The organism is Streptomyces sp. NPDC018045, from assembly GCF_044327445.1.
Classification (GTDB): Bacteria; Actinomycetota; Actinomycetes; order Streptomycetales; family Streptomycetaceae; genus Streptomyces.
The window spans coordinates 98,494-123,901 of sequence record NZ_JBIRFL010000005.1 but is presented as its reverse complement, the minus strand read 5'-3'; the positions used below and the strand labels follow the sequence as shown (position 1 = coordinate 123,901).

General features: G+C 71.7%; 21 protein-coding genes. 9 read left to right on the top strand and 12 right to left on the bottom strand.

The features are described from left to right. Positions 1–203: 203 nt before the first annotated feature. The 5 genes from ACH4EB_RS14245 to ACH4EB_RS14225 all read left to right on the top strand — a co-directional run bounded on the left by ACH4EB_RS14245 (position 204) and on the right by ACH4EB_RS14225 (position 7,059). Entirely contained in the window at positions 204–875 is a 672-nt protein-coding gene (locus ACH4EB_RS14245; protein WP_398347744.1) for a response regulator, read from the top strand. Positions 876–1,149: 274 nt separating this feature from the next. Then, the gene (locus ACH4EB_RS14240; RefSeq protein ID WP_398347743.1) at positions 1,150–3,147 is read left to right on the top strand and encodes a 2-oxoacid:acceptor oxidoreductase subunit alpha; all 1,998 of its coding nucleotides are present in this window, start codon (positions 1,150–1,152) and stop codon (positions 3,145–3,147) included. Then, positions 3,140–4,234: a 2-oxoacid:ferredoxin oxidoreductase subunit beta gene (locus ACH4EB_RS14235; protein ID WP_398347742.1), complete on the top strand. Its 1,095-nt coding sequence runs from the start codon at positions 3,140–3,142 to the stop codon at positions 4,232–4,234. The genes ACH4EB_RS14240 and ACH4EB_RS14235 overlap by 8 nt, the downstream gene beginning before the upstream one ends. Before the next feature lie 213 nt (positions 4,235–4,447). Next, complete coding sequence (gene rarD, locus ACH4EB_RS14230) at positions 4,448–5,488, top strand: EamA family transporter RarD (protein ID WP_398347741.1); 1,041 nt, start codon at positions 4,448–4,450, stop codon at positions 5,486–5,488. Between the two features lie 173 nt (positions 5,489–5,661). After that, positions 5,662–7,059, top strand: a complete 1,398-nt coding sequence (locus ACH4EB_RS14225; protein ID WP_398347740.1) for a M28 family metallopeptidase — start codon at positions 5,662–5,664, stop codon at positions 7,057–7,059. 57 nt (positions 7,060–7,116) lie between these two features. Here ACH4EB_RS14225 and ACH4EB_RS14220 read toward each other — a convergent pair whose 3' ends face one another. From ACH4EB_RS14220 to ACH4EB_RS14195, 6 genes are all read right to left on the bottom strand, one after another. After that, on the bottom strand, positions 7,117–8,097 hold the full coding sequence (locus tag ACH4EB_RS14220) for an ABC transporter permease (protein WP_398347739.1): 981 nt from the start codon (positions 8,095–8,097) through the stop codon (positions 7,117–7,119). Beyond that, positions 8,084–9,061 carry an ATP-binding cassette domain-containing protein gene (locus tag ACH4EB_RS14215; protein ID WP_398347738.1) on the bottom strand — a complete coding sequence of 326 codons (978 nt, stop codon included), beginning with the start codon at positions 9,059–9,061 and terminating at the stop codon, positions 8,084–8,086. Before ACH4EB_RS14215 ends, ACH4EB_RS14220 begins: the two co-directional genes overlap by 14 nt. A gap of 83 nt (positions 9,062–9,144) precedes the next feature. Then, on the bottom strand, positions 9,145–10,452 hold the full coding sequence (locus ACH4EB_RS14210; protein WP_398347737.1) for an outer membrane lipoprotein carrier protein LolA: 1,308 nt from the start codon (positions 10,450–10,452) through the stop codon (positions 9,145–9,147). Positions 10,453–10,757: 305 nt separating this feature from the next. Continuing rightward, positions 10,758–11,771, bottom strand: a complete 1,014-nt coding sequence (locus ACH4EB_RS14205) for a polyprenyl synthetase family protein (RefSeq protein WP_398347736.1) — start codon at positions 11,769–11,771, stop codon at positions 10,758–10,760. 289 nt (positions 11,772–12,060) lie between these two features. Continuing rightward, positions 12,061–13,281 carry an FAD-dependent oxidoreductase gene (locus tag ACH4EB_RS14200; RefSeq protein WP_398347735.1) on the bottom strand — a complete coding sequence of 407 codons (1,221 nt, stop codon included), beginning with the start codon at positions 13,279–13,281 and terminating at the stop codon, positions 12,061–12,063. Between the two features lie 123 nt (positions 13,282–13,404). After that, the gene (locus tag ACH4EB_RS14195; protein ID WP_398347734.1) at positions 13,405–14,688 is read right to left on the bottom strand and encodes an ATP-grasp domain-containing protein; all 1,284 of its coding nucleotides are present in this window, start codon (positions 14,686–14,688) and stop codon (positions 13,405–13,407) included. 329 nt (positions 14,689–15,017) lie between these two features. Here ACH4EB_RS14195 and fahA point away from each other — a divergent pair, with 329 nt between their 5' ends. The 4 genes from fahA to ACH4EB_RS14175 all read left to right on the top strand — a co-directional run bounded on the left by fahA (position 15,018) and on the right by ACH4EB_RS14175 (position 18,256). Continuing rightward, entirely contained in the window at positions 15,018–16,217 is a 1,200-nt protein-coding gene (gene fahA, locus ACH4EB_RS14190) for a fumarylacetoacetase (RefSeq protein ID WP_398347733.1), read from the top strand. Then, positions 16,214–16,912 (top strand): GPP34 family phosphoprotein, encoded by a 699-nt coding sequence (locus tag ACH4EB_RS14185; protein WP_398347732.1) that lies wholly within the window; start codon positions 16,214–16,216, stop codon positions 16,910–16,912. The genes fahA and ACH4EB_RS14185 overlap by 4 nt, the downstream gene beginning before the upstream one ends. Before the next feature lie 352 nt (positions 16,913–17,264). Next, the gene (locus ACH4EB_RS14180; RefSeq protein WP_398347731.1) at positions 17,265–17,747 is read left to right on the top strand and encodes a hypothetical protein; all 483 of its coding nucleotides are present in this window, start codon (positions 17,265–17,267) and stop codon (positions 17,745–17,747) included. A gap of 167 nt (positions 17,748–17,914) precedes the next feature. Next, positions 17,915–18,256 carry a hypothetical protein gene (locus ACH4EB_RS14175; protein WP_398347730.1) on the top strand — a complete coding sequence of 114 codons (342 nt, stop codon included), beginning with the start codon at positions 17,915–17,917 and terminating at the stop codon, positions 18,254–18,256. Positions 18,257–18,431: 175 nt separating this feature from the next. On the opposite strand, the gene nuoN is transcribed toward ACH4EB_RS14175, so the two are convergent. The 6 genes from nuoN to nuoI are packed head-to-tail and all read right to left on the bottom strand — an operon-like array spanning position 18,432 to position 25,391. Beyond that, complete coding sequence (gene nuoN, locus ACH4EB_RS14170; protein WP_398347729.1) at positions 18,432–20,084, bottom strand: NADH-quinone oxidoreductase subunit NuoN; 1,653 nt, start codon at positions 20,082–20,084, stop codon at positions 18,432–18,434. Beyond that, positions 20,081–21,697, bottom strand: coding sequence for an NADH-quinone oxidoreductase subunit M (locus tag ACH4EB_RS14165; protein WP_398347727.1), 1,617 nt, complete (start codon positions 21,695–21,697; stop codon positions 20,081–20,083). The genes nuoN and ACH4EB_RS14165 overlap by 4 nt, the downstream gene beginning before the upstream one ends. Before the next feature lie 3 nt (positions 21,698–21,700). Beyond that, positions 21,701–23,677, bottom strand: a complete 1,977-nt coding sequence (gene nuoL, locus ACH4EB_RS14160; protein WP_398347726.1) for an NADH-quinone oxidoreductase subunit L — start codon at positions 23,675–23,677, stop codon at positions 21,701–21,703. Positions 23,678–23,689: 12 nt separating this feature from the next. Then, positions 23,690–23,989 (bottom strand): NADH-quinone oxidoreductase subunit NuoK, encoded by a 300-nt coding sequence (gene nuoK, locus ACH4EB_RS14155; RefSeq protein ID WP_398347725.1) that lies wholly within the window; start codon positions 23,987–23,989, stop codon positions 23,690–23,692. Continuing rightward, on the bottom strand, positions 23,986–24,795 hold the full coding sequence (locus ACH4EB_RS14150; protein WP_398347724.1) for an NADH-quinone oxidoreductase subunit J: 810 nt from the start codon (positions 24,793–24,795) through the stop codon (positions 23,986–23,988). Before ACH4EB_RS14150 ends, nuoK begins: the two co-directional genes overlap by 4 nt. Continuing rightward, positions 24,795–25,391, bottom strand: coding sequence for an NADH-quinone oxidoreductase subunit NuoI (gene nuoI, locus ACH4EB_RS14145; RefSeq protein WP_398348112.1), 597 nt, complete (start codon positions 25,389–25,391; stop codon positions 24,795–24,797). The genes ACH4EB_RS14150 and nuoI overlap by 1 nt, the downstream gene beginning before the upstream one ends. Positions 25,392–25,408 lie beyond the last annotated feature (17 nt).

Here is a 25,408-nt window from a genome sequence, read left to right as displayed (position 1 = left end):
CCCAGGCCCCCGGCCCCCTGATGCCCACCCCCGCCCCCTCTCCCCAACCACCGTCGCTCCCCTCCCCCACCACCGCCCCGCCCCGCCTCCTCACGTCCGGAGTTCCCCGCCGATTCCCGGCAGGTGGGAGCGGGCGGGTTCGGATGCTGGGATGCTGGGGGCGCAGGGTGGGGAAATGCCGGAACGTGGGGGCTGGAAAAGTCGTGGAGGACAGGGTGCGGGTGGTCATCGCCGAGGACTCGGTGCTGCTTCGGGAGGGCCTGACCCGGTTGCTGACCGACCGTGGGCACGACGTCGTGGCGGGGGTGGGCGACGCCGAGGCGTTGATCAAGGTCATCGGGGAGCTGGCCGCCGAGAGCGAGCTGCCGGACGTGGTGGTGGCGGACGTACGGATGCCGCCGACGCACACGGACGAGGGGGTGCGGGCCGCGGTGCGGCTGCGGCGTGAGCACCCGGGGCTGGGGGTGCTGGTGCTGTCGCAGTACGTCGAGGAGCAGTACGCGACGGAATTGCTGGCGGGATCCAGTCACGGCGTCGGCTATCTCCTCAAGGACCGGGTAGCCGATGTGCGGGAGTTCGTCGACGCGGTGGTCCGGGTCGCCGAGGGGGGCACCGCGCTGGATCCCGAAGTGGTCGCGCAGCTTCTGGGCCGTAGCCGTAAGCAGGACGTGCTGGCGAACCTCACGCCACGGGAGCGGGAAGTCCTGGGGCTGATGGCCGAGGGGCGGACGAACTCCGCGATCGCACGGCGGCTGGTGGTGAGCGACGGTGCGGTGGAGAAGCACGTCAGCAACATCTTCCTCAAGCTGGGTCTGTCGCCGAGTGACGGGGATCACCGCCGGGTGCTGGCCGTCCTCACGTATCTCGACTCCTGAGAAACCGACACGCTGTCAGTTGCGCAGGTTACGGGCGGCCACGGAGGGCGACCGGGACCTGAGGCGTAGAACCAATGGCCGAGGCGCGAGCGTCTCGGAGAAAGGGGCCGGGGGGCGGTTGTTCCATGACAAATCCTGACAGAACACCGTCTCCCGTCCGCATCCACCAGGTGATCGGCCCAGGGAAGGCGACCCTTACCCACGTACGATGTTCGTGGGACGACCGGTCGGCACGACGAGTCCCGAGCCACCGCCCCGAGGGAGGTCCGAAGCAGTGACCAGCCAGGTCAGCAGCCAAGCCGAGCAGGCCGACGGAGCGCTCACCGGGGAGCCGCAGGCTCCCGGGACCCGCGCCGACGGCGGGAAGAACGGCGGTAAAGAGGTACGTCGTCTGGACCGGGTGATCATCCGGTTCGCGGGCGACTCCGGCGACGGTATGCAGCTCACGGGTGACCGGTTCACCTCCGAGACGGCGACCTTCGGCAACGACCTGTCGACGCTGCCGAACTTCCCCGCCGAGATCCGGGCCCCCGCCGGCACCCTGCCGGGTGTCTCCAGCTTTCAGTTGCACTTCGCGGACCACGACATCCTCACCCCCGGCGACGCACCCAACGTCCTGGTGGCGATGAACCCGGCCGCACTGAAGGCGAACCTCGCGGACGTGCCGCGCGGCGCGGAGATCATCGTCAACACGGACGAGTTCACCAAGCGGCCGATGGCCAAGGTCGGCTACGACGTCAGCCCGCTGGAGGACGGCTCGCTCCAGGCGTACAACGTCCATCCGGTGCCGCTGACGACGCTGACGATCGAGGCGCTCAAGGAGTTCGGGCTCTCCCGCAAGGAGGCCGAGCGCAGCAAGAACATGTTCGCGCTGGGCCTGCTGTCGTGGATGTACCACCGGCCGACCGAGGGCACCGAAGCGTTCCTGCGGCAGAAGTTCGCCAAGAAGCCGGACATCGCCGAGGCGAACGTCGCCGCGTTCCGGGCGGGCTGGAACTTCGGCGAGACCACCGAGGACTTCGCGGTCTCCTACGAGGTCGCGCCGGCCACCAAGGCGTTCCCGACCGGGACCTACCGCAACATCTCCGGCAACCTGGCGCTGTCGTACGGCCTGATCGCCGCAGGTCAGCAGGCCGACCTGCCGCTCTATCTGGGCTCGTACCCCATCACGCCGGCCTCGGACATCCTGCACGAGCTGAGCAAGCACAAGAACTTCGGCGTGCGGACCTTCCAGGCCGAGGACGAGATCGCCGGTATCGGCGCCGCCCTGGGCGCGGCCTTCGGCGGCGCGCTCGGGGTGACCACCACCTCGGGCCCCGGCGTGGCGCTGAAGTCGGAGACCATCGGGCTCGCGGTCTCCCTGGAACTCCCGCTGGTCATCGTGGACATCCAGCGCGGCGGCCCGTCCACCGGCCTGCCCACCAAGACCGAGCAGGCCGACCTGCTCCAGGCGATGTACGGGCGCAACGGCGAGGCTCCGGTGCCGATCGTGGCGCCGAGGACGCCCGCCGACTGCTTCGACGCGGCGCTGGACGCGGCGCGCATCGCGCTGACGTACCGCACGCCGGTCTTCCTGCTGTCCGACGGCTACCTGGCCAACGGCTCCGAGCCGTGGCGCATCCCGGAGGTCGACGACCTGCCCGACCTGCGGGTGCAGTTCGCCTCCGGCGCCAACCACACGCTGGCGGACGGCACCGAGGTGTTCTGGCCGTACAAGCGCGACGAGCAGACGCTGGCGCGACCGTGGGCGGTGCCCGGCACGCCCGGTCTGGAGCACCGGATCGGCGGCATCGAGAAGCAGGACGGCACGGGCAACATCTCCTACGACCCGGCCAACCACGACTTCATGGTGCGCACCCGCCAGGCGAAGGTCGACGGCATCGAGGTCCCGGACCTCCAGGTCGACGACCCGACGGTGGACGCGGCCGTCCGGGACGGCCAGGGCGCCGCCGCCGCGCAGGGCGCCGACACCCTCGTCCTGGGCTGGGGCTCGACCTACGGGCCGATCACCGCGGCGGTGCGGCGCGTACGGCGCGACGGGGGGCGTATCGCCCAGGCTCATCTGCGCCATCTCAACCCCTTCCCGCGGAATCTCGGCGCGGTGCTGGCGCGTTACGACAAGGTGGTCGTACCGGAGATGAACCTCGGCCAGCTCGCGACCCTGCTGCGGGCGAAGTACCTCGTCGATGCCCGCTCGTACACCCAGGTCAGCGGGATGCCGTTCAAGGCCGAGCAGCTTGCGGAGGTCTTTAAGGAGGCCATCAATGACTGAGACGATCGCGGAGGGCGCCTCGACGATCGAGGCGCTTTCCCTGGTGCCCAAGGCCGAGGCCAAGCAGTCCATGAAGGACTTCAAGTCCGATCAGGAAGTGCGCTGGTGCCCCGGCTGCGGTGATTACGCGGTTCTCGCCGCCGTGCAGGGCTTCATGCCCGAACTCGGCCTGGCGAAGGAGAACATCGTCTTCGTCTCGGGCATCGGCTGCTCGTCCCGGTTCCCGTACTACATGAACACCTACGGGATGCACTCCATCCACGGCCGCGCCCCGGCCATCGCCTCCGGCCTGGCTTCCTCGCGCCGTGACCTGTCGGTGTGGGTCGTCACCGGCGACGGCGACGCGCTGTCCATCGGCGGCAACCACCTCATCCACGCGCTGCGCCGCAACGTCAACCTCAAGATCCTGCTGTTCAACAACCGGATCTACGGTCTGACCAAGGGCCAGTACAGCCCCACCTCCGAGGTCGGCAAGATCACGAAGTCGACGCCGATGGGCTCGCTGGACGCGCCCTTCAACCCGGTGTCGCTGGCCATCGGCGCGGAGGCGTCCTTCGTGGCCCGCACCGTCGACTCCGACCGCAAGCATCTGACCGGTGTGCTGCGCGCGGCCGCCGCCCACCCGGGCACGGCGCTGGTGGAGATCTACCAGAACTGCAACATTTTCAACGACGGCGCCTTCGAGGTCCTCAAGGACAAGCAGCAGGCCGAGGAGGCCGTGATCCGTCTGGAGCACGGGCAGCCCATCCGCTTCGGCGCGCCCGCCGAGGACGGTCTCGGCTCCAAGGGCGTGGTACGGGATCCGGCCACCGGCGACCTCAAGGTCATCGACGTGACGGCGGAGGGCGCGGACGCGGTGCTCGTCCACGACGCGCACAGCCCCTCGCCGACCACCGCCTTCGCCCTGTCCCGCCTGGCCGACCCGGACACCCTGCACCACACCCCCATCGGTGTGCTGCGCAACGTGGACCGCCCGGTCTACGACACGCTCATGGGCGACCAACTGGACGCCGCCATCGAGCAGAAGGGCAAGGGCGACCTCGCCTCCCTGCTCGCCGGCAACGACACCTGGACCGTGGTCGGCTGAGCAGCCGGTCCCGGCCCTTCCGGTGCCCGTACGGGACGTCTTCGGACGCCCTGTGCGGGCACCGCTGTTTTCGGCCGGTATGCGCGGCCCCCACGCCCCTGTCATGACCGTATTCCGATACGGGCATGACAGGTGGGCCGCCCGGCGTTACCTTCGGAGCGCGACCCGCACCACCGCCGGCGCAGATGGAGCAGCATTCATCCGGAGGGCCCCTTGCAACCCCAAGCCGACCAGCGCACAGGACTCGTCTACGGCACCGCCGCGTACGTGGTGTGGGGGCTGCTCCCGCTGTACTGGCATCTGTTGGGCGACCTGTCCCCCGCCGAAATCCTGGCCCACCGGATGGTGTGGTCACTGCCGGTCGCCCTCGTCATCCTGGCCGTGCTGCGCCGCTGGTCGTGGATCGGGCGGCTGGTGCGCCAGCCCAAGCGGCTCGGCCTGGTCCTGATCTGCGCGGCGGTCATCTCCGTCAACTGGTTCCTGTACATCTGGGCGGTCAACGCCGGGCACGTGCTCGAAGCGAGCCTGGGCTACTTCATCAACCCGCTGGTCAGCATCGCCTTCGGCGTCCTGGTCCTGCGGGAGCGCCTGCGGCCGTTGCAGTGGGTGGCGGTCGGCGTGGGCGCCGCGGCGGTGGTCGTGATGGCCGTGGCGTACGGCAAGGTGCCCTGGATCTCGCTCGGCCTGGCGTTCACGTTCGCCACGTACGGCCTGGTCAAGAAGGGCGTGAAGCTGGACGGCATCGAGGGCTTCAGCGCCGAGACGGCGATGCAGTTCCTGCCCGCGCTCGGCATCCTGGCCTTCCTCGGCGCGCGCGGCGAGGCCGGGTTCCTGACCGGCGGGGCGGGGCAGATGCTGCTTCTCATGGGCTGCGGGGTGGCCACCGCGCTGCCGCTGATCGCCTTCGGGGCGGCGGCGGTACGGCTGCCGCTGACCGTGCTCGGAATGCTCCAGTACCTGGCGCCGACCTTCCAGTTCGTCCTCGGCCTGCTGGTCTTCCACGAGGAGATGCCGGTGGAGCGCTGGGCGGGCTTCGGGCTCGTGTGGCTGGCGCTGGTGGTGCTGACGTACGACGCGGTCCGTACCGCCCGCTCCGCGCGGTCGGCGCTGGCCACGGCCCGTAAGGCGGCGCGGGAAGCGACCGCGGAGACGGCCGCGGCACAGTCCGCCGCCCAGCACCCCGCCCCCTCCGCCGCGCAGGCCGCCCCGGAGGCCCCGGAAACCGCCCCGGAGCTGGGCACCGCCAAGCCCTGAACCGGGCATCGCACCGCCCTGAACCGAAGCCCCACAGTCCCCCGGCCCGCCGCGAGCGATATGCGGGCCGGGGTGTCCGGATTCCGCCTTGTCTGCGGCGCGTGGCGCGCCCACCATCAGCTTCGCGCCATGCACGGTCCGTTCATCCCACGTTCGGAATCCGGAGACCCCTCATGTCATGGAATGCCGCACGGTCCCTCACGACCAGGCGTTTTCGAAGATCCGGCAGGAGCGGCGGCAGCGGTTCGGGCGGCCTCGGGCCGGCCGCCGCCGGTGCCGTACTCGGCCTGATCGTTGCGCTGCCCGGAGCGGCCGGTACGGCCACCGCCGCGCCCGCCGCCCCCTCCCCCACCGTCACCGCCCCCACCGCGGCCCCCGACATACCGGTGGCCAACGTCAAAGCGCACCTGAGCCAGCTCCAGTCGATAGCCACCGCCAACGGCGGCAACCGGGCCCACGGCCGGCCCGGCTACCGGGCCTCGGTCGACTACCTCAAGGGCAAGCTGGACGCCGCGGGCTTCACCACCAGCGTGCAGCAGTTCACCACCGGCGGCACCACCGGCTACAACCTCATCGCCGACTGGCCCGGCGGCGACCCGAACCGGGTCCTGATGGCCGGCGCGCACCTGGACTCCGTCAGCGCGGGCCCCGGCATCAACGACAACGGCTCCGGTTCGGCCGCGGTCCTCGAAACCGCGCTGGCCGTCGCCCGCGCGAACGCCAAGCCCGCCCAGCACCTGCGGTTCGGCTGGTGGGGCGCCGAGGAGCTGGGCATGCGCGGCTCGCAGTACTACGTGAGCCGGCTGGCCGCGACGGAACGGGCGAAGTTCACCGGTTACCTGAACTTCGACATGGTCGGCTCGCCCAACTCCGGCTACTTCGTCTACGACGACGACCGCACCATCGAGGCGGTCTTCAAGGGCTACTACGCCGCGCTGAACGTCCCGACGGAGATCGAGACCGAGGGGGACGGCCGCAGCGATCACGCGCCGTTCAAGAACGTCGGCATCCCCGTGGGCGGCCTGTTCTCCGGCGCCGAACGCACCAAGTCGGCGGCCCAGGCGCAGAAGTGGGGCGGCACGGCCGGCCAGCCCTTCGACCGCTGCTACCACCGCTCCTGCGACACATCGTCGAACATCAACGACACCGCCCTGGACCGCAGCAGCGACGCCGTCGCGCACGCGGTGTGGACGCTGGGCGTCGGCTCGGCGACCCCGCCCGACGGCACCGTCTTCGAGAACACCGACGACGTGCGGATCCCGGACGCGGGCGCCGCGGTGACCTCGTCCGTGACGGTCTCCGGCCGTACGGGCAACGCGCCGGCCGCCCTGCGGGTCGGAGTGGACATCAAGCACAGTTACCGCGGTGACCTGGTCATCGACCTCGTGGGGCCGAGCGGGCAGACGTACCGGCTGAAGAACTCCAGCGGTTCGGACTCGGCGGCGGACGTGATCACCACGTACCCGGTCGACGCGTCCGCCGAGACGGCCGACGGCACCTGGCAGTTGCGGGTGCAGGACCTCGGACCGCAGGACACCGGGTTCGTCGACAGTTGGAAGCTCATCTTCTGACCTCCGGGGCCGGCCGCACCGGCGGCCCGGGAGCGTACGGCGCGGGGCGTCGCGGCATCAGACCGTGACGTCCCGCGTCGTGAAGCGCGCCCAGGCGGCGGAGCCGAAGACCGCCGCGTACAGCGCCTGGAGGCCGAAGTTCTGCCGGAGCTGGTCCCAGTAGACGGGGTCGCGCAGCACGTCGGCGAAGGACAGCCAGTGGTGCGAGAAGAGGTACGGCTGGATCGCGTGCAGTTGCGGGATGGTGTCCAGGATCTGCACCATGATCAGCAGGCCGACGGTGGTGGCCATGGCCGCGATGCCGCTGTTGGTGAGCGTCGAGACGAACAGGCCGATGGCCGCGACGCCGACCAGGGACAGCGCCACGACGACCGCGACGGCCAACGCCCGCAGCAGCCCCTCGCCGAACGGCACGGCCGTCCCGGACAGCAGCGTCACCTCGCCGAGGGGAAACAGCAGCGCGCCGGTCACCAGCGCCGACACGGCCACGACCAGCGTGGCCACCAGGCAGAACGTCACCGTCGTCGCGTACTTGACCAGCAGCAGCCTGGTCCGCCCGGCCGGTGCGACGAGCAGATAGCGCAGCGTCCCGGCGTGCGCCTCACCGGCGATGGCGTCCCCCGCGACCACGCCGACCGCCAGCGGCAGGAAGACCGGCAGGGTGACGGCCAGCGCGGTGAAGACCAGGAAGAGACCGTTGTTGGTGATCTGGGAGACGAACGCCGCGCCGCCCGGCCCGCCCGGTCCGCCGTCCTCACCGCTCGTCTCGATCCGGACGGCGACACCGATCAGTACGGGTACGGCGGCGAGGACGGCGAGCAGCGCGAGGGTGCGCCAGCGGCGGAAGGTCGTACCGATCTCGTTGCGCAGCAGTCCGAGCGTCCACAGCCGCCGGGGCGCACGGCCCACGGCCCCACTCTCGGAATCCGCGCCCCCGGCGCCCCCGGCGCCCCCGGCGCCCCCGGCGTTTTCGGAATCCACGCTTCCGGTGCCCGCGTCCCCGACCTCCGGGCCCCCGGTCGTCTCAGCCCGCGACATCGAAGCCCTCTCCGGTCAGCTCCACGAAGACGTCCTCCAGGGACGCCCGTTCCACGCCGAAGGCCCGTACGCGCACCCCGGCCCGTACGAGAGCGGCGTTGATCTCCGCCAGGTCGGGCGGCCCGCCGGCCGGTGCCGGGACGTCGCCGGTCACCCGCCCGTCCGTCACCGCGAGGTCGGTGACCCCGTACTCCTTGAGCACCCGCACCGCGTCGGCGGTGTCGGGCGTGCCGACGGCCAGCCGCCCCCGGGTGCCCGCGGACAGCGCGGCGACCGTGCCCTGGGTGACGAGCCGGCCGCGCGCCATCACCGCGGCGTGCGTGCAGACCTGTTCGATCTCGTCGAGGAGGTGGGAGGAGAGGAAGACGGTGGTGCCGTCGTCCGCCAGTTCCCTGACGAGCGCGCGGATCTCGCGCATCCCCTGCGGGTCCAGGCCGTTGGTCGGCTCGTCCAGCACGAGCAGGTCCCGGGGCTGCAGAAGCGCCGCGGCCAGTCCCAGCCGCTGCTTCATGCCCAGCGAATAGGCGCGTGCCTTCTTGCGGGCGGCGGCGGCCAGGCCGACCCGTTCCAGCGCGTGGTCCACCCGGCGCGCGCGGGTGCGCGGGTCCGTGGCCGGGTCGGCCGCGTCGTACCGGACGAGGTTGTCCCGCCCGCTGAGGAAGCCGTACAGGGCCGGTCCCTCGATGAGGGCGCCGACCCTGGGGAGCACCCGGCGGGCCGCCCGCGGCATCGGCTCGCCGAGCAGCCGGGTGTGGCCGGCGGACGGCTCGATCAGGCCGAGCAGCATCCGGATGGTGGTGGTCTTGCCCGAGCCGTTGGGGCCGAGGAAGCCGAAGACGCTGCCGCGCGGTACGGCGAGGTCGAGACGGTCGACGGCGAGTTGCCCGCCGCGGTACGTCTTCGTCAGGCCCCGGGTCTCGATCACCCGGTCCCCGGCGGGCGGCTGCGTCATCGGCTCCCCCATGTGTCGCACCTGTGACCGCGGCCCGTGTCACCGGCGGCCCGGGGCGCGGGGCGGGCCGGTCGGCCCGCCCCGCGCCGTTCTCGCTACTCGGCGGTCTCGGCCGCCTTGATCAGGGACTCCTTGTCCACGGCACCGGCGTAGACCGAGCCGTCGTCCGTCACCAGGGCGTTGACCAGGCGGGTGCTGAAGAGCCGGCCGGAGCCGAACTTCCCGTTCACCTTCTCGCCCAGGCTGTCCAGCAGCTTGGCCGCGTCACCGGACGCGCCCTTGCCGGTGGCCTCGGACAGGCCGGAGCCGCCCTTGAGGTGGGCGATCGAGGTCCAGCCGGAGCCGATGACGTCGACGCCCTTGCCCTTGCCGGCGTTCTCGCCGTCCAGGCCGTACTGCCCCAGGATGCCCTGGAGGTCCTCGGCCGTCCGCCGCCCCTCGGCCCGCTGCCGCGCGCGGGCCTGGTCGCCGTCCACGACCTTGGCGCCCTTCGGCGGCTTGAAGTCGAAGGTGCCGGCTGCGGGCTCGGCGAAGTCGACGGAGGTGAAGCCCACGTCGACCGCGGCGGCACCGCCGCCCTTGGGCGTGAGCGTGAACTTCAGCGGTACACCGGTCTCGGCGTCCACCGAGATGCGGATCGAGTCGACCGTGGAGCCGGCCTGCTTGGGCTTGACCGAGAGCTGGTACGCGTCCCGTCCGGCCACCTTGGCCGTGCCGTCGACGGTCACCGAGGTGGTGTCGCCGACCGCGGCGAGTGCCCTCTTGGCCAGTTCCTGCGGGGTGGCGTTCTTCAGGTCGCCGGACGCACCGCCCTGGCCGGACCGGTCCGAACGCTGCCGGTCCTTGCCCGCTCCGGCCGGGATCGTGCTGTGGTACGCGGTGTTGCTCTTGCTGTCGTAGCCCCAGATGTCACGGCCGTTGTGCACCAGGTTGTACTCGGCGGCCTTGCCGACGACCGAGACCCGCTGCCTGTCCGGCCCGTCGGCGGCGACGCGCAGCGTGTGCGAGCCGGACGCCAGGTCCATGAGCTGGTTCTGCGGGCTCGCCGAGGAGGACGAGCCGCCGTCCCCGCCCTTGCCGCCCCGGCCCGCGGAGCCGCCGCCGAAGGCACCGGCGCCGGCGCCCGAGAGGGACGGCAGTCCCAGGTCGGTGCTGGTGCGGACCGTGCCGGAGAGCTGCTGCACGTCCGAGGCGGCGACCTTGGCTATCAGGTCCTGTGCCGAGATCTTCGGCAGATCCGGGGAGCCGGAGCCGGCGAACGCCGGGACCAGCCCGATCGAGGCTGCCGTGATGCCCACGACGGCGGCCGGGACCGCGTACCGCATCGTTCTGCGGCGCTTCGCGGAGCGCCCGCCGTCCCCGTCCCACTCGTCGGTGACCTGTGTCGGTTGGTTCCGTGGCATGTGCCTTACCTCCGTCGTAAGCGGCGGCCTGCTACGCGACGCACTCGTCCCACCCCCGGGCTCATTGTGACCCGTTCCGCCGTGGCGTGGTGCTCACAATCCCACCAAACCGGCCGGCCGTACGCGTCAGCCCCGGGGGCCAACTCCGCCTACTCCGGTGGGATGACCTCGCGTCACCGCAGGGTGGAGCGGGTATGACCAAAGTCGGAGCGGATCCTGAGGGTTTACCGGGGGTCTCACGGCGCCTCGGGGGTTCCCACGAGACCACCGCACCCCGAAGGCACCCGAGCGCTCCGGGGGCACACTCACCCCGCCCGGTGCACCACCGAGTCGCACAGCCCTTCCAGGGCGGCCTTCGCCATGCACTCCGGCAGCGGCGCCAGGGTGCTCCGGGCCTCCTCCGCGTAGCGCACCGTGTCGCGGCGGGCCTGCTCCAGCGCCGGGTGGGCGCGCAGCCCGGCCAGCGCCTCGGCGTGCCGGGCGTCGTCGGTGAGGTCGCCGGCCAGCAGGTCGCGCAGTTCGCGGTCCTGGTCGGTGCCGTGCGCGCCGTCGGCCAGGGCGCGCAGGTGCAGGACCGGCAGGGTCGGGATGCCCTCGCGCAGGTCCGTGCCGGGCGTCTTGCCGGACTCGTGGGAGTCGCTGGCGATGTCCAGGACGTCGTCGGCGAGCTGGAAGGCGGTGCCGAGGCGTTCGCCGTACTGGGTCAGGATGTTGACGGTCGCCTCGTCGGCGCCGGACATCATCGCGCCGAAGCGGCCCGCGACGGCGATCAGCGAGCCGGTCTTGCCCGCGATGACGTCCAGGTAGTGGTCGATCGGGTCGCGGCCGTCCCGCGGACCCGCGGTCTCCAGGATCTGGCCGGTCACCAGGCGTTCGAACGCCTCGGCCTGGATGCGTACGGCCTCCGGGCCGAGGTCGGCCAGTATGTGCGAGGCGCGCGCGAAGAGGAAGTCGCCGGTCAGTACGGCCACGGAGTTGCCCCAGCGGGCGTTGGCGCTGGCCACCCCGCGGCGCACGTCCGCCTCGTCCATCACGTCGTCGTGGTACAGCGTCGCCAGGTGCGTCAGCTCCACGACGACGGCCGACGGGACGACGCCCGGCGAGTGCGGGTCGCCGAACTGCGCGGCGAGCATCACCAGCAGCGGCCGGAACCGCTTGCCACCTGCGCGGACGAGATGCTGGGCGGCCTCGGTGATGAACGGCACGTCGCTTTTGGTGGCCTCCAGCAGGCCCTCCTCGACAGCCGCCAACCCGGCCTGGACATCGGCCTCAAGAGCCTGGTCCCGCACGCTCAGCCCGAAGGGCCCGACGACGGTCACGAGGGGTACTCCTGTCTGCTGACGATCAAACGGATTGTCGATCTGTCGCTGTCTCCACCATTGGCCAGCGTATCCGGTCGGTGTTGGATCACCGTGAGCGCCCGCCCCTCCGACGCACTCGAACGGTGAGCGGGCCGTTCGCGGGCCCGGCGCGGGCACCACGGGCAGCCATCCGCTATGTCCTTGATCCACCAATGGTGCTGATTTGTCGCAGCAGAAGACGAACCGGAGCACCCCGGCCTCCCGCGGCGGGGTGCTCCGCTCGGCCACACCGGCCGGAACGCGCGGCTCAGCGCGCCGCCGCCACCGCCGCCGCCACCCGGCGGGACGCGAACTCCGTGCCGCAGACGAAGCGCATCACGGGCCCGAAGGACGCCGCCGCCGGGAGGCCCGTGAAGTGCAGGCCCGGGACCGAGGAGCCGAAGCCCGCGTCCAGCCGGGGGCCGCCGCCGCTCACCGTGATGCCGGTGCGCAGCCCCTGGCCGAGGAAGTCCATCGCCGCCAGGTCGACCCGGTAGCCGGTGGCGGCCAGGACGTGGTCGGCGGCCAGTTCGCCGGTCCGGCCGTCCGGGCCGCGCAGCGTCAGGACCGGGCGGCCGTCCTCGACGCGCGCCCGTACGATCCGCCGCCCGGCCGTGACCTGGACGCGCCCCACGAAGCGGTCCCGCAGCCACCAGGCGCCCAGCGGCCCCAGCACCCGCCGGACCAGGTAGCGACGGGCCGGTGCGGGCAGGTGGCGGAAACCGCCCGCGTGATACGTGAACGCGTACAGCGACCACGCGTTGCCGAAGGGTGACGTGGGGCGCAGCCTGGGCTGCCGGTCCGGCGGCGCGCCGAAGCCCACCGCGGTGCGCCCGCGTGCCACGACCCGCACGGACCGGGCACCGGACTCGGCCAGCAGCACCGCGCTCTCCAGCGCCGACTGCCCGGCGCCGACCACGATCACGTCCCGGTCCGCGAGGACCGACAGGTCACGGTGCTGGGAGCTGTGCGAGACGGGCCCGGTGGGCGACGGCCCGTCCGGCACGGCCGCGGCCAGCGCGCGCGGCAGCCGGGCGAAGCCGGTCAGCCCGGTCGCCACGACGACGGCGCGCGCCCGGAACTGTTCGCCGCTGTCCAGTTTCAGCTCGAATCCGTCCGGACGCCGGCCGGGGCCGCCGGAACGCCGGTCGACCGAGACGACCCGTACCTGCTCCAGGTCCGGAACCAGCCGTTCCTGGAACCACTCGCCGTACCGCACGAAGGTCTCGACGGGCACGATGTCCCAGTCGGACTCGTAGTGCCGTCCGCCGGCCGCGGCGCAGAAGTCCTGGAGCGTGTGCCCGGCCTGCGGGGCGTCGATGGTGGACGCCGCCGGCGTCGACTTGAGCAGCATCCCCGCGGGCATGTGCGCGCGCCAGCTCACCATCGGCCGGCCGAAGACGCGTACGGGCACGCCCCGCGCGCGCAAGTGCGCCGCCGTCGACAGGCCGTACGGACCGGCCCCGATGACCGCTACCGGAGTGTTCACGTGCGTTCCCCTCCCCAGGGTGTCGCTGGTCCGGCAGTGCCGCGCACTGCCCTGGCGGGGAACTGCCGCACGGCTTCCCCACGTCCCCCGCTGATCCCCCGCCGCTCCCCCACGGCTCGCCCGCTACGGCCGCGTCCGCCGGAGCGCCCCGCCGTCCGCCGCCGTCCGCGCGCGTCTGCTCGCGCGCCGCAGCTCCACCAGGTGCCGGGTCCCCGGCCCGACGAACCGGGCCAGCATCGTGAAGAACGGCTTGAGATCGTCGGCGGCCAGCCACGCCAGCTCGGTGCCGGTGGCGTGGCGCGGCGCGTGCGGTGTCGTGCGGCCGCTGCGCCGGTACGCGACCAGCGCCGGCAGGTCGATGTTCTCCACGACGAACCGCTGCCCGGCCCGCTGCTCCGCCTCCGGCACCTTCCGTCCGGTCAGGTCCAGGTGCTGGGCCCGTACGACGTCGATGCCCGCCTCGTTCTCGAACAGCCGGAACTGGGCGCCCATCCGCGGATTGAAGTCCAGCAGCTTGTAGGCGCCGTCCCGGCGGTCGTAGCGCCAGTCCAGGTCCACGATGCCACTGAAGCCGACGCGCTTGACGAACTGGGCGGTCATATCGGCCAGTTCGGGGTTGTCGACGACGTACGCGCAGGCCGTCATGCCCGCGTGCGGTGGCCAGGAGCGCACCTTGACCCCGGTGAACAGGCTGAGCGCGGCGCTGTCCGCGTCGAAGTACGCGTGCACGATCCAGTCCTCGGCCTCCTCCCGCGGCAGGTACTCCTGGAGGATCACCCCCGGTCGCGGGCCCCAGTCGCGGGCCAGGCCGATCAGTTGGCCGGGGCCGGAGATCCGGGTGGTGCCGGCGACCGCGGGGTGCCGGCGCCGCTGGAACGCCTCACGGTTCTTGGCCACGACGGGGAAACGTGCCTGCGCGGCGAAGTGCTCGATGTCCGACAGCGACTCCGGGAAGGCGGTTGCCGGTGACGGAACGCCGTGCTCGACACAGAGTTCGTGCAGGCCTTTCTTGCTGGCCAGGCGGCGCGGTAAACACGCTTCGGTGCGGGGGAACAGGAAGTGGTCGCGGAGGACGTCGCCGAATTCACCTATCAGGACGGCGGCCTCCTCGTCGGTCGGGATCAGGACCGCGGGCCGGCCGATGCGCTTGCCGATCCGCAGCAGTACCTCGGCGAGCCGCTGCGGGTCCTCCCGCCCGGTGGTCGGCCAGACGCAGCGCCCATGCAGATAACGCGAGGTGGCGGCGGGTGTGAACCGGTCCTCGGTGATCGCGTACATGGGCACGCCGAGGCGCCCCAGACTGCGGATCGCCCCCACCCCGCCGTGGTGCAGCGGATAGTCGCCGATCTTCACGATGAGCCCCGGAACGGTCCGGTCCACCGCGAACGCCGTGCTGCTCCGAGCCACCTGACCCCCCAACGGCACGCGTCCCGCCCCGGCCACGCCCCGCACGACGCTAGAACCGAACTGACCATTCCGGCACCGTCTTTCAGGACATTACGAACTCTTTTAGGGCGCTTTGCCAACGCCTTTAGCGCGGTTCCTTGTCTCTTCTGTCGCCGCCCCCTCTCGCGGTGCTGCCGTCCCGCCGCCTCCGCAGCGGCGCCCAGCGCCCGGCCGGCCATCCCCTCAAGGGCCGTTGGGCCGTAATCTGATCGACGAGCCCGCCGGTCCGCCGGCCGGGCCCACGGCCACAGGTGACGACGCACGCGAGACGACCACGCGAGGAGCCGTACATGCCCGAGCAGCACCCGCTCGACCTGCCCGATGACCACCCCTTCGGGGCACACACCCTCCCCTACGGCGTCTTCAGTACGGCGGACGAGCCGGAGCGGCACCGCATCGGCGTCCGCTACGGCGACCACGTACTGGACCTGAACGCGCTCGCCGCCACCTCCGGGTCGCCGCACGCCGACCTGCTCGCCGCGCCGACCCTGAACCCGCTGCTCGCCGCGGGCCGCGACATCTGGCGGGCCGTGCGGGAGGCCGTCCGCACGGCCGTCACCGACCCGGCGCACCGCGGCGCCACCGAGTCGCTGCTGATCCCGCTGACCGCCGTGACGCTGCACCTGCCGTTCGAGGTCGCGGACTACGTCGACTTCTACGCCAGCGAGCACCACGCCACCAACGTCGGCCGGATCTTCCGCCCGAACGCCGACGCGCTCACCCCCAACTGGAAGCACCTGCCCATCGGCTACCACGGCCGGGCGGGCACGGTCGTCGTCTCCGGCACCCCGGTCGTACGGCCCAGCGGCCAGCGCAAGGCACCGGCCGACGCGGCGCCCACCTTCGGGCCCTCCCGGCGGCTGGACATCGAGGCGGAGGTCGGCTTCGTCGTCGGCACGCCGTCCGCGCTCGGCGAGACGGTCGGCCTGGACGGCTTCCGCGACCATGTCTTCGGCGTCTGCCTGGTCAACGACTGGTCCGCGCGGGACATCCAGGCATGGGAGTACGTGCCGCTCGGCCCCTTCCTCGGCAAGTCCTTCGCGACCTCCGTGTCCGCCTGGATCACGCCGCTGGACGCGCTGGACCACGCCCGTACGGCGCCGCCCGCCCGCGACGTCCCCGTACTCCCCTATCTGGACGACACGGACACCGAGCCGGGCGGTATCGACCTGCGCATCGAGGTGGGCATCAACGGCGCGACGGTCGCCCGCCCGCCCTTCTCCGCCATGTACTGGACCGCCGCCCAGCAGCTCACCCACATGACGGTCAACGGCGCCTCGCTGCGTACCGGCGACCTCTACGCCTCCGGCACGGTCTCCGGCCCGGAGCCGGACCAGCTCGGCTGCCTCCTCGAACTCACCCAGGGCAAGGGGCCCTTCCTGGAGGACGGCGACGAGGTCACGCTGACCGCCTGGGCGCCGGGGCCCGAGGGCTCCCGGATCGGCCTGGGCGAGGTCACCGGACGTATCCGGCCCGCGCGTACGTCATGACCGGGTACGGGGCGGGGAGCGAGCGGAGCGGCGCGGCCGGCCGGTTCGCGGGCGGCGCGGACCGGGGGCCCACGCTGCCCGAGGAGTTGCTGCTCCTCGCCCTGGACCCGGTGCGGGGCAAGCCGCTGAACGACCCGTCCCACCTGCGGTACGCCCTGGCGGGCGCCGCCCTCGCGGAGCTGGAGCTGGCCGGGCGGGTCACCGGGGGCCGCGGCGGCCGGATCGTCGTGGGCAGCCCGCTGCCGCTCGGTGACCTGGTGCTGGACACCGCGCTGGCCACCCTGCCCGTCTCCGGCAAGGACGGTGAGGTCAAGGTCCGGCGCTGGGTGCGGACCGCGGCGCGCGGCATCGACGAGGTGTGCCGGCAGCGGCTGGAACAGCGCGGTGCGATCCGCCGGGAGTCCCGGCGGGCGCTCGGCCTGTTCCGTTACGAGCGCCTGGCGGCCGGTCCGGCGGACCTCGCCGGGCCGGTCCGCGCACGGTTCAAGGGCGCCCTGGCCACCGGCTTCGCCGACCCGCACGACCGGGTGCTGGCCGCTCTGGTCTCGGCCAGCCACCTGGACCGCAAGCTGGAGCTGGGCCGGGACCGGCGCGCCGTACGCCGCGGCCTGAAAACGCTGGCCCGCGAGCACTGGATCGCCCGCGCGGTGGCGTCCGCGGTCTTCCAGGACGAGGCCGCGGCCGGCGCCGGCTGAGACGCGGGGGCCGGAGCCGCCGCGGAGCCGAGGCCAGGGGGCCGAGCGCCACGGAGCGGGGGTCGGAGCGCCGCGGAACAGGGATCAGAGGCCGGAGCGCCACGGAACAGGGGCCAAGAGGGCCGGAGCGCCACGGGCAGGCGCCCAGGGCGCCGGAGAGCCCGGGGCGCGCCTTTCCTCGTCATGGGTGGCCCGCGCCTCCCCTGCCCGGCCTCGGCTCGGAAGGTCACGGCAGCGCGCCGACTTCGTAGCGAAGCTGCCGCAATCCCTCCCGCCCCATCCGTAACCGGTCCGGACCGAGTACGGCATTGCTAGCCTCTCGTCGCCCTGTCCCCCGACGGAGGAGACGTACGTGCGCAAGGCAGCGCAGATCGCCGGGACGGCCGCCATGACCGCCCTGCTGCTCAGCGGCTGTGGCAGCAGCGGAGACGACAAGAGGGCCGGGGCGGGCAAGGCGCCGGCCGCCACCCCGTCGCAGCCCCCCAGCGGCAGGCACACCGACGGCACCGACAGCCTCGACGGTGCCTGGACGGCCACGACCGGCGACTCGCACCTCACCCTGGTGATCTACCGGGGCATCGCGTCCCTGGGCCTCGGCGCGGACACCGGGGCGGCCTGCCAGGGCAGGGTCGAGACGAGGGGCACCACGGTGATCGCCCTGAAGTGCATGGGCGGCCACACCACCCGCACCCTGGGCACCATCGAGCCGGGCGCGGACGGCAGGACGCTGAAGGTGAGCTGGAAGGGCGGGCCCACCGACGACTTCACCAAGGCCGAGGGCAAGCTCGAACTGCCCGGGACGCCGAGCCCACCCACGGGACCAGCGCACTCCTGACGGGCGGTCAGGCCGCCCGCCCGTAACGGGCCCTGCCCGGCGCGAACGGCGGAGAGCCGCTACGCCACCAGGGGTGTTTCCGGGGCGGCGCCGGGAAAGACGCCATACGCTGAGCCATATTCACTCCGAGTAGTTGCTCGACACCGACAACCACGAGGAGTCACGAGATGCGCCTGCGCACCTCCGTCGCCGCCGCCTTCGGAGCGGCCGTACTCGCCCTGACCACCCCGACCTCCGCCTACGCCGCCGACGGCGTCTTCTCCTACGGCTTCAACACCGGCAACGAGCTCGACCAGCGCGCCGCCCTGTTCAACCCGCCGGGCAAGGAGTGCATCACCCTCAAGCTGCCGGACGGTGCCGACTTCGCCTACGCCGCGCGCAACAGGACGAACGCCACCGCCACCCTCTTCGCCGACGACGACTGCAGCAGCGATGTCTTCTTCGTCGTCCCGCCCGGCAAGGCCGCCCCGACGAAGGTCCTGGTCCGCTCGGTGCTGTTCTCCCGCTGAGCCCGGCCCCTCCCGCGCTGATCCGCGCCTTTCGTGCTCCGGCCGGCCCTCCTCGCACGCTGCTTCAGGCCGCGCCGGTCCCCTTCGCCCGAGTGGCGGAACGGCCGCCGTCCGGCACCCCGCAGGGGTACCGGACGGCGGCCGTGGCCCGTATGCCGTCCACCGGCGTCGCCGCTCAGCGCACGAACACCCCCGCCTGGCCCGCCAGGTCGAGGAAGTACTGCGGCGCCAGCCCCAGGACGAGCGTGACCACCACACCGACCGCGATGGCCGTCGTGGTCAGCGGGCTGGGCACCGCCACCGTCGGGCCGTCCGCCTTCGGCTCGTCGAAGAACATCAGCACGATGACGCGGATGTAGAAGAACGCGGCAATGGCGGACGAGAGCACACCGACCACCACCAGCCAGCCCGCGCCGCTCTCGGCCGCCGCCTTGAACACCGCGAACTTCCCGGTGAAGCCCGAGGTCAGCGGGATGCCCGCGAAGGCCAGCAGGAAGACCGCGAAGACCGCCGCCACCAGGGGCGAGCGCCTGCCCAGCCCCGCCCACTTGGACAGGTGCGTCGCCTCGCCGCCCGCGTCCCGGACGAGCGTGACCACCGCGAACGCGCCGAGCGTCACGAAGGAGTACGCCGCCAGGTAGAACAGGACGGACGAGATGCCGTCCTTGCTGGTGGCGATCACACCGGCCAGGATGAACCCGGCGTGCGCGATGGAGCTGTACGCCAGCAGCCGCTTGATGTCCGTCTGGGTGATCGCGACGATCGCGCCGCCCAGCATCGTGACGATCGCGACGCCCCACATGACCGGCCGCCAGTCCCAGCGCAGCCCCGGCAGGACCACGTACAGCAGCCGCAGCAGCGCACCGAACGCGGCGACCTTGGTGGCCGCCGCCATGAACCCGGTCACCGGGGTCGGCGCGCCCTGATAGACGTCCGGCGTCCACATGTGGAACGGCACCGCGCCGACCTTGAAGAGCAGCCCCATCAGCACCAGCGCCCCGCCGATCAGCAGCAGCGCGTCATTGCCCATCGTGTCGGCGAGCGCCGGGTTGATCTGCTTGGCGCCGTCGCCGACGACCTGCGCGATACCGGAGTACGTCACCGTGCCGGCGTACCCGTACAGCAGCGCGATGCCGAACAGCAGGAACGCCGAGGAGAACGCGCCGAGCAGGAAGTACTTCACCGCGGCTTCCTGCGACAGCAGCCGCTGGCGGCGGGCCAGCGCACACAGGATGTACAGCGGGAGGGAGAAGACCTCCAGCGCGACGAAAAGGGTCAGCAGGTCGTTGGCGGCGGGGAAGACCAGCATCCCGCCGACCGCGAACAGCGCGAGCGGGAACACCTCTGTCGTGGTGAACCCGGCCTTGACCGCGGCCCGTTCGGCCTCACCGCCGGGCACCGCCGCGGCCTGTGCCGCGAAGGAGTCCACCTTCCTGCCGTGCGCGGCCGGATCGAGCCGGCGCTCGGCGAAGGTGAACGTGGCGACCAGCGCCACCAGCAGGATCGTGCCCTGGAGGAAGAGCGCCGGGCCGTCCACGGCGATGGCGCCCATCGCCGTGATCTTCGCCTTGGTGGCGCCGAAGCCGCCCGCCGCCAGCCCCACCACGGCCGCGAATCCGGCGGCCAGCGCGAGCACCGACAGCAGGAGCTGGGCGTGGTGGCGGCTGCGCCGCGGCAGGAACGCCTCCAGGACGACGCCGACGACCGCGGCACCCAGCACGATCAGCGCCGGCGCGAGCTGGGCATACTCGATCTTCGGCGCCGGGATCTTGGCCGGTGCCTCGGCCGCAATGGTCCACAGGCTGTGGACGCTCGCCACGGAACTCACTTCGCGGCCTCCGCATCTGCCTTCACGGGTACGTCGGGGCGGGGATCGTGCTGGTCGACGACGGACAGGGTGTGGTCCACCGCCGGGTTGACGAGGTCCGTCAACGGTTTCGGGTAGACACCGAGGAACAGCAGCAGCGCGATCAGCGGGGCGACCACCGCCAGCTCCCGTGCCTTGAGGTCGGGCATGGCCCGCACCTCGGCCTTCACCGGGCCGGTCATCGTGCGCTGGTAGAGGACGAGGACGTACAGCGCGGCGAGCACGATGCCGACGGTGGCCACGATGCCCACGGCCGGATAGCGGCTGAACGTGCCCACCAGCACCAGGAATTCGCTGACGAAGGGCGCCAGGCCCGGCAGCGACAGCGTCGCCAGGCCGCCGACCAGGAACGTGCCGGCCAGCACCGGCGCGACCTTCTGCACCCCTCCGTAGTCGGCGATCAGCCGCGAGCCGCGCCGCGAGATCAGGAACCCGGCGACCAGCATCAGCGCCGCCGTCGAGATGCCGTGGTTGACCATGTACAGCGTCGCGCCGCCCTGGCCCTGGCTCGTCATGGCGAAGATGCCCATGACGATGAAGCCGAAGTGGGAGATGGAGGCGTACGCCACCAGGCGCTTGATGTCGCGCTGGCCGACCGCGAGCAGCGCCCCGTACAGGATGCTGATCAGCGCCAGGACGAGGATCACCGGGGTCGCCCAGCTACTGGCCTCCGGGAAGAGCTGGAGGCAGAAGCGCAGCATCGCGAAGGTGCCGACCTTGTCGACCACCGCGGTGATCAGCACGGCGACGGGCGCGGTGGACTCGCCCATCGCGCCCGGCAGCCAGGTGTGCAGCGGCCACAGCGGCGCCTTCACCGCGAAGGCGAAGAAGAAGCCGAGGAACAGCAGCCGTTCCGTGCCGGTGCCCAGCGTCAGCCGGCCGTCCGCCCGGGCCTGGACGATTTCCGTCAGGGAGAACGTGCCGCTGCCGAGCTGGTCGGCGGTGGCCGCGTACAGCCCGATCACCGCGGCCAGCATGATCAGACCGCCGGCCAGGTTGTAGAGCAGGAACTTCACGGCGGCCCGCGAGCGGAGCGTCGCGCTGCGCTCCTCACCACCCGCTCCGGCCCGGTCCCCGAAGCCGCCGATGAGGAAGTACATCGGGATCAGCATGGCTTCGAAGAAGATGTAGAAGAGGAACACGTCGGTGGCCTCGAAGGAGATGACCACCATCGCCTCGACCGCGAGGACCAGCGCGAAGAAACCCTGGGTGGGGCGCCAGCGGCGGTTGGGCTCCTTCCCCTCCAGGGGGTCGGCGTCGTGCCAGCCCGCCAGGATCACGAACGGGACCAGCAGCGCGGTCAGCGCGATCAGCGCCACCGCGATGCCGTCCACGCCCAGCTCGTAGCGGACCCCGAAGTCCTTGATCCAGGCGTGTGACTCGGTGAGCTGGAACGGGCCCTTCGCCCCCGTGTCGAAGCGGACCGCGACCACCGCGGCCAGTACCAGCGTGGCCAGCGAGAAGAGCAGCGCCAGCCACTTGGCGGCGGCGCGCCGGGCGGCGGGCACCGCGGCGGTGGCGATCGCGCCGATCGCCGGGACCGCCGCGGTGGCCGTCAGCAGGGGAAACGACATGGCTCAGACACCCCTCATCAGCAGGGTCGCGGCGATCAGCACGGCCGCACCGCCCAACATCTGTACCGCGTACGAGCGGGCGAAGCCGTTCTGCACCTGGCGCAGCCGGCCGGAGAGGCCGCCCATCGACGCCGCCGTGCCGTTGACCGCGCCGTCCACGACGGAGTGGTCCAGTTGGACCAGGGCGCGGGTCAGCTCCCCGCCGCCGCGCACCAGCACGACGTGGTTGAAGTCGTCCTGGAGCAGGTCGCGGCGGGCCGCCCGGGTGAGCAGCGAACCGCGCGGGGCGACGGCCGGCACCGGCTTGCGCCCGTACTGGAGGTAGGCGAGCGCGACGCCGAGGACCATCACCACGATGGTGGCGGTGGTGATCGTCCCGGCGCCGATCGGCGGGTGCCCGTGCTCGAAGGAGGTGACCGGCTCCAGCCAGGTCACGAAGGCCTCGTTGATGCTGAACAGCCCGCCCGCGAACACCGACCCGACGGCCAGCAGGATCATCGGGATCGTCATGGACTTCGGCGACTCGTGCGGGTGCGGCGGGGTGTACTCGTCTGGGGGCACCTCCCGGCCGCCGGGCCGGGGGAGTGTCCGGGCCGCGGGCTCCACCGACGGTTCGGCGGGGGACGGCGTCGGCGCCTTGCGCCAGCGCTCCTCTCCGAAGAACGTCATCAGCATCACCCGCGTCATGTAGAACGCGGTGATCGCGGCGCCCAGCAGGGCCGCGCCGCCGAGGATCCAGCCCTCCGTGCCGCCCTTGGCGAACGCCGCCTCGATGATCTTGTCCTTGGAGAAGAAGCCGGACAGTCCGGGGAAGCCGATGATGGCCAGGTAGCCCAGGCCGAAGGTGATGAAGGTGACGGGCATGTACCTGCGCAGGCCGCCGTAGCGGCGCATGTCCACCTCGTCGTTCATGCCGTGCATCACCGAACCGGCGCCGAGGAAGAGGCCCGCCTTGAAGAAGCCGTGGGTAACCAGGTGCATGATCGCGAAGGCGTAACCGATCGGTCCGAGGCCGGCGGCCAGGATCATGTAGCCGATCTGCGACATCGTCGAGCCCGCCAGGGCCTTCTTGATGTCGTCCTTCGCGCACCCGACGATCGCACCGAACAGCAGCGTCACCGCGCCGACCACCACGACGGCGGTCTGCGCGTCCGGCGCCCCGTTGAAGATCGCCCCGGAGCGGGTGATCAGGTAGACGCCGGCGGTCACCATCGTCGCCGCGTGGATCAGGGCCGAGACCGGGGTCGGGCCCTCCATCGCGTCGCCGAGCCACGATTGCAGCGGGACCTGGGCCGACTTGCCGCACGCGGCGAGCAGCAGCATCAGACCGACGGCGGTGAGCTTGCCCTCGGACGTCTCGCCCACCGCGCCCAGCACCGGGCCGAACGCGAACGTCCCGAACGTGGTGAACATCAGCATGATCGCGATGGACAGGCCGACATCACCGACGCGGTTGACCAGGAACGCCTTCTTCGCCGCCGTCGCCGCGCTGGGCTTGTGCTGCCAGAAGCCGATGAGGAGGTACGAGGCCAGGCCCACGCCCTCCCAGCCGACGTACAGCAGGAGGTAGTTGTCGGCGAGGACGAGCAGCAGCATGGCCGCGAGGAACAGATTCAGGTAGCCGAAGAAGCGGCGGCGCCGCTCGTCGTGCTCCATGTAGCCGATCGAGTAGATGTGGATCAGCGATCCGACACCGGTGATCAGCAGGACGAACGTCATGGACAGTTGGTCGAGCTGGAAGGCCACGTCCGCCTGGAAGCCGCCCACCGGCACCCAACTGAACAGGTGCTGGTGCAGGGTGCGGTGCTCGGCGTCGCGGCCCAGCAGCTCCGTGAACAGGGGTACGGCCAGGGCGAAGGACGCCAGCGCGAGCAGCGTGCCGAGCCAGTGACCGGCCCGGTCCAGTCTCCTGCCGCCGCACAGCAGCAGGGCCGCACCGACCAGTGGTGCCGCGACGAGCAGCGCGATCAGGTTCTCCACGTTTACGACCCCTTACAGCTTCATCAGGCTGGCGTCGTCGACCGAGGCCGTGTGGCGGGCGCGGAAGATGGACACGATGATCGCCAGGCCCACCACGACCTCGGCCGCGGCGACGACCATCGTGAAGAACGCGATGATCTGTCCGTCCAGATTTCCGTGCATCCGCGAGAAGGCCACGAAGGCGAGGTTGCAGGCGTTGAGCATCAGCTCGATGCACATGAACACCACGATGGCGTTCCGCCTGATCAGCACCCCCGCCGCGCCGATGGTGAACAACAGGGCGGCGAGGTAGAGGTAGTTGACCGGGTTCATCGGTTCGCCTCCTCGCTGCGGCCCAGCCACTCTTCGGAGCGCTGTTCCAGCGCCTTCAGTTCGTCCAGCGACTCACCGGAGACGTCGCGGATCTGGCCGCGCTCGCGCAGCGTCGGGTTGACGGTCAGCTCGGACGGGGTGCCGTCGGGGAGCAAGCCGGGGATGTCGACCGCGTTGTGGCGGGCGTAGACACCCGGCGCGGGGAGCGGCGGGATGTGCTTGCCTTCCCTGATGCGCTGCTCGGACTGCTCACGCTGGGTCTTGGCGCGCTCCGTACGCTCGCGGTGCGTCAGGACCATCGCTCCGACCGCCGCCGTGATGAGCAGCGCGCCGGTGACCTCGAAGGCGAAGACGTACTTGGTGAAGATCAGCGTCGCCAGGCCCTGCACATTGCCGCCGGCGTTGGCCTCGCCGAGGCCGTTGAAGTGCTTGAGCGAGGCGTTGCCGAGGCCGGCGATGAGCAGGATGCCGAAGCCGAGGCCGCAGGTGGCGGCCAGCCAGCGCTGGCCCTTGAGTGTCTCCTTGAGGGAGTCGGCGGCCGTGACGCCGACGAGCATGACGACGAAGAGGAACAGCATCATGATCGCGCCCGTGTAGACGACGATCTGCACGACGCCGAGGAAGTACGCGCCGTTGGCGAGGTAGAACACCGCGAGGATGATCATGGTGCCGGCGAGCGAGAGGGCGCTGTGCACGGCGCGCCGCAACAGGATCGTGCACAGTGCGCCGAGCACCGCGACCGTACCGAGGATCCAGAACTGCACCGCCTCGCCGGTGGACGCCGCGGCGGCCAGGGAGGTCGTCATCACCGGCCCACCTCCCGCGCCGCGGGCTCGTCCGGCCCGAAGGTGGACGCGCCCGCCTGGGGCGCCGCGGTGTCCGCGCCGCCCTCGCCCTCGGCCGTCTCGCCCCGGGAGACGGCCACCTGCCGCACCGTGCCCGGTGCGGCCTCCGTCACCAGGCCGCGGTAGTAGTCCTTCTCCGTCATGCCGGGGTAGATGGCGTGCGGGCTGTCGACCATCGTGTCCTCCAGCCCCGCGAGCAGCTCCTCCTTGGTGTAGATGAGCGATTCGCGGGACCGGTCGGCGAGTTCGTACTCGTTGGTCATGGTCAGCGCGCGGGTGGGGCACGCCTCGACGCACAGGCCGCAGAGGATGCAGCGCAGGTAGTTGATCTGGTAGACGCGGCCGTAGCGCTCGCCGGGGCTGTAGCGCTCCTCGTCCGTGTTGTCGGCGCCCTCGACGTAGATCGCGTCGGCCGGGCAGGCCCAGGCGCACAGCTCGCAGCCGACGCACTTCTCCAGCCCGTCGGGATGCCGGTTGAGCTGATGGCGGCCGTGGAAGCGCGGCGCCGTCGGTTTCTTCTCCTCCGGATACTGCTCGGTCAGCCGCTTCTTGAACATGGCCTTGAAGGTCACGC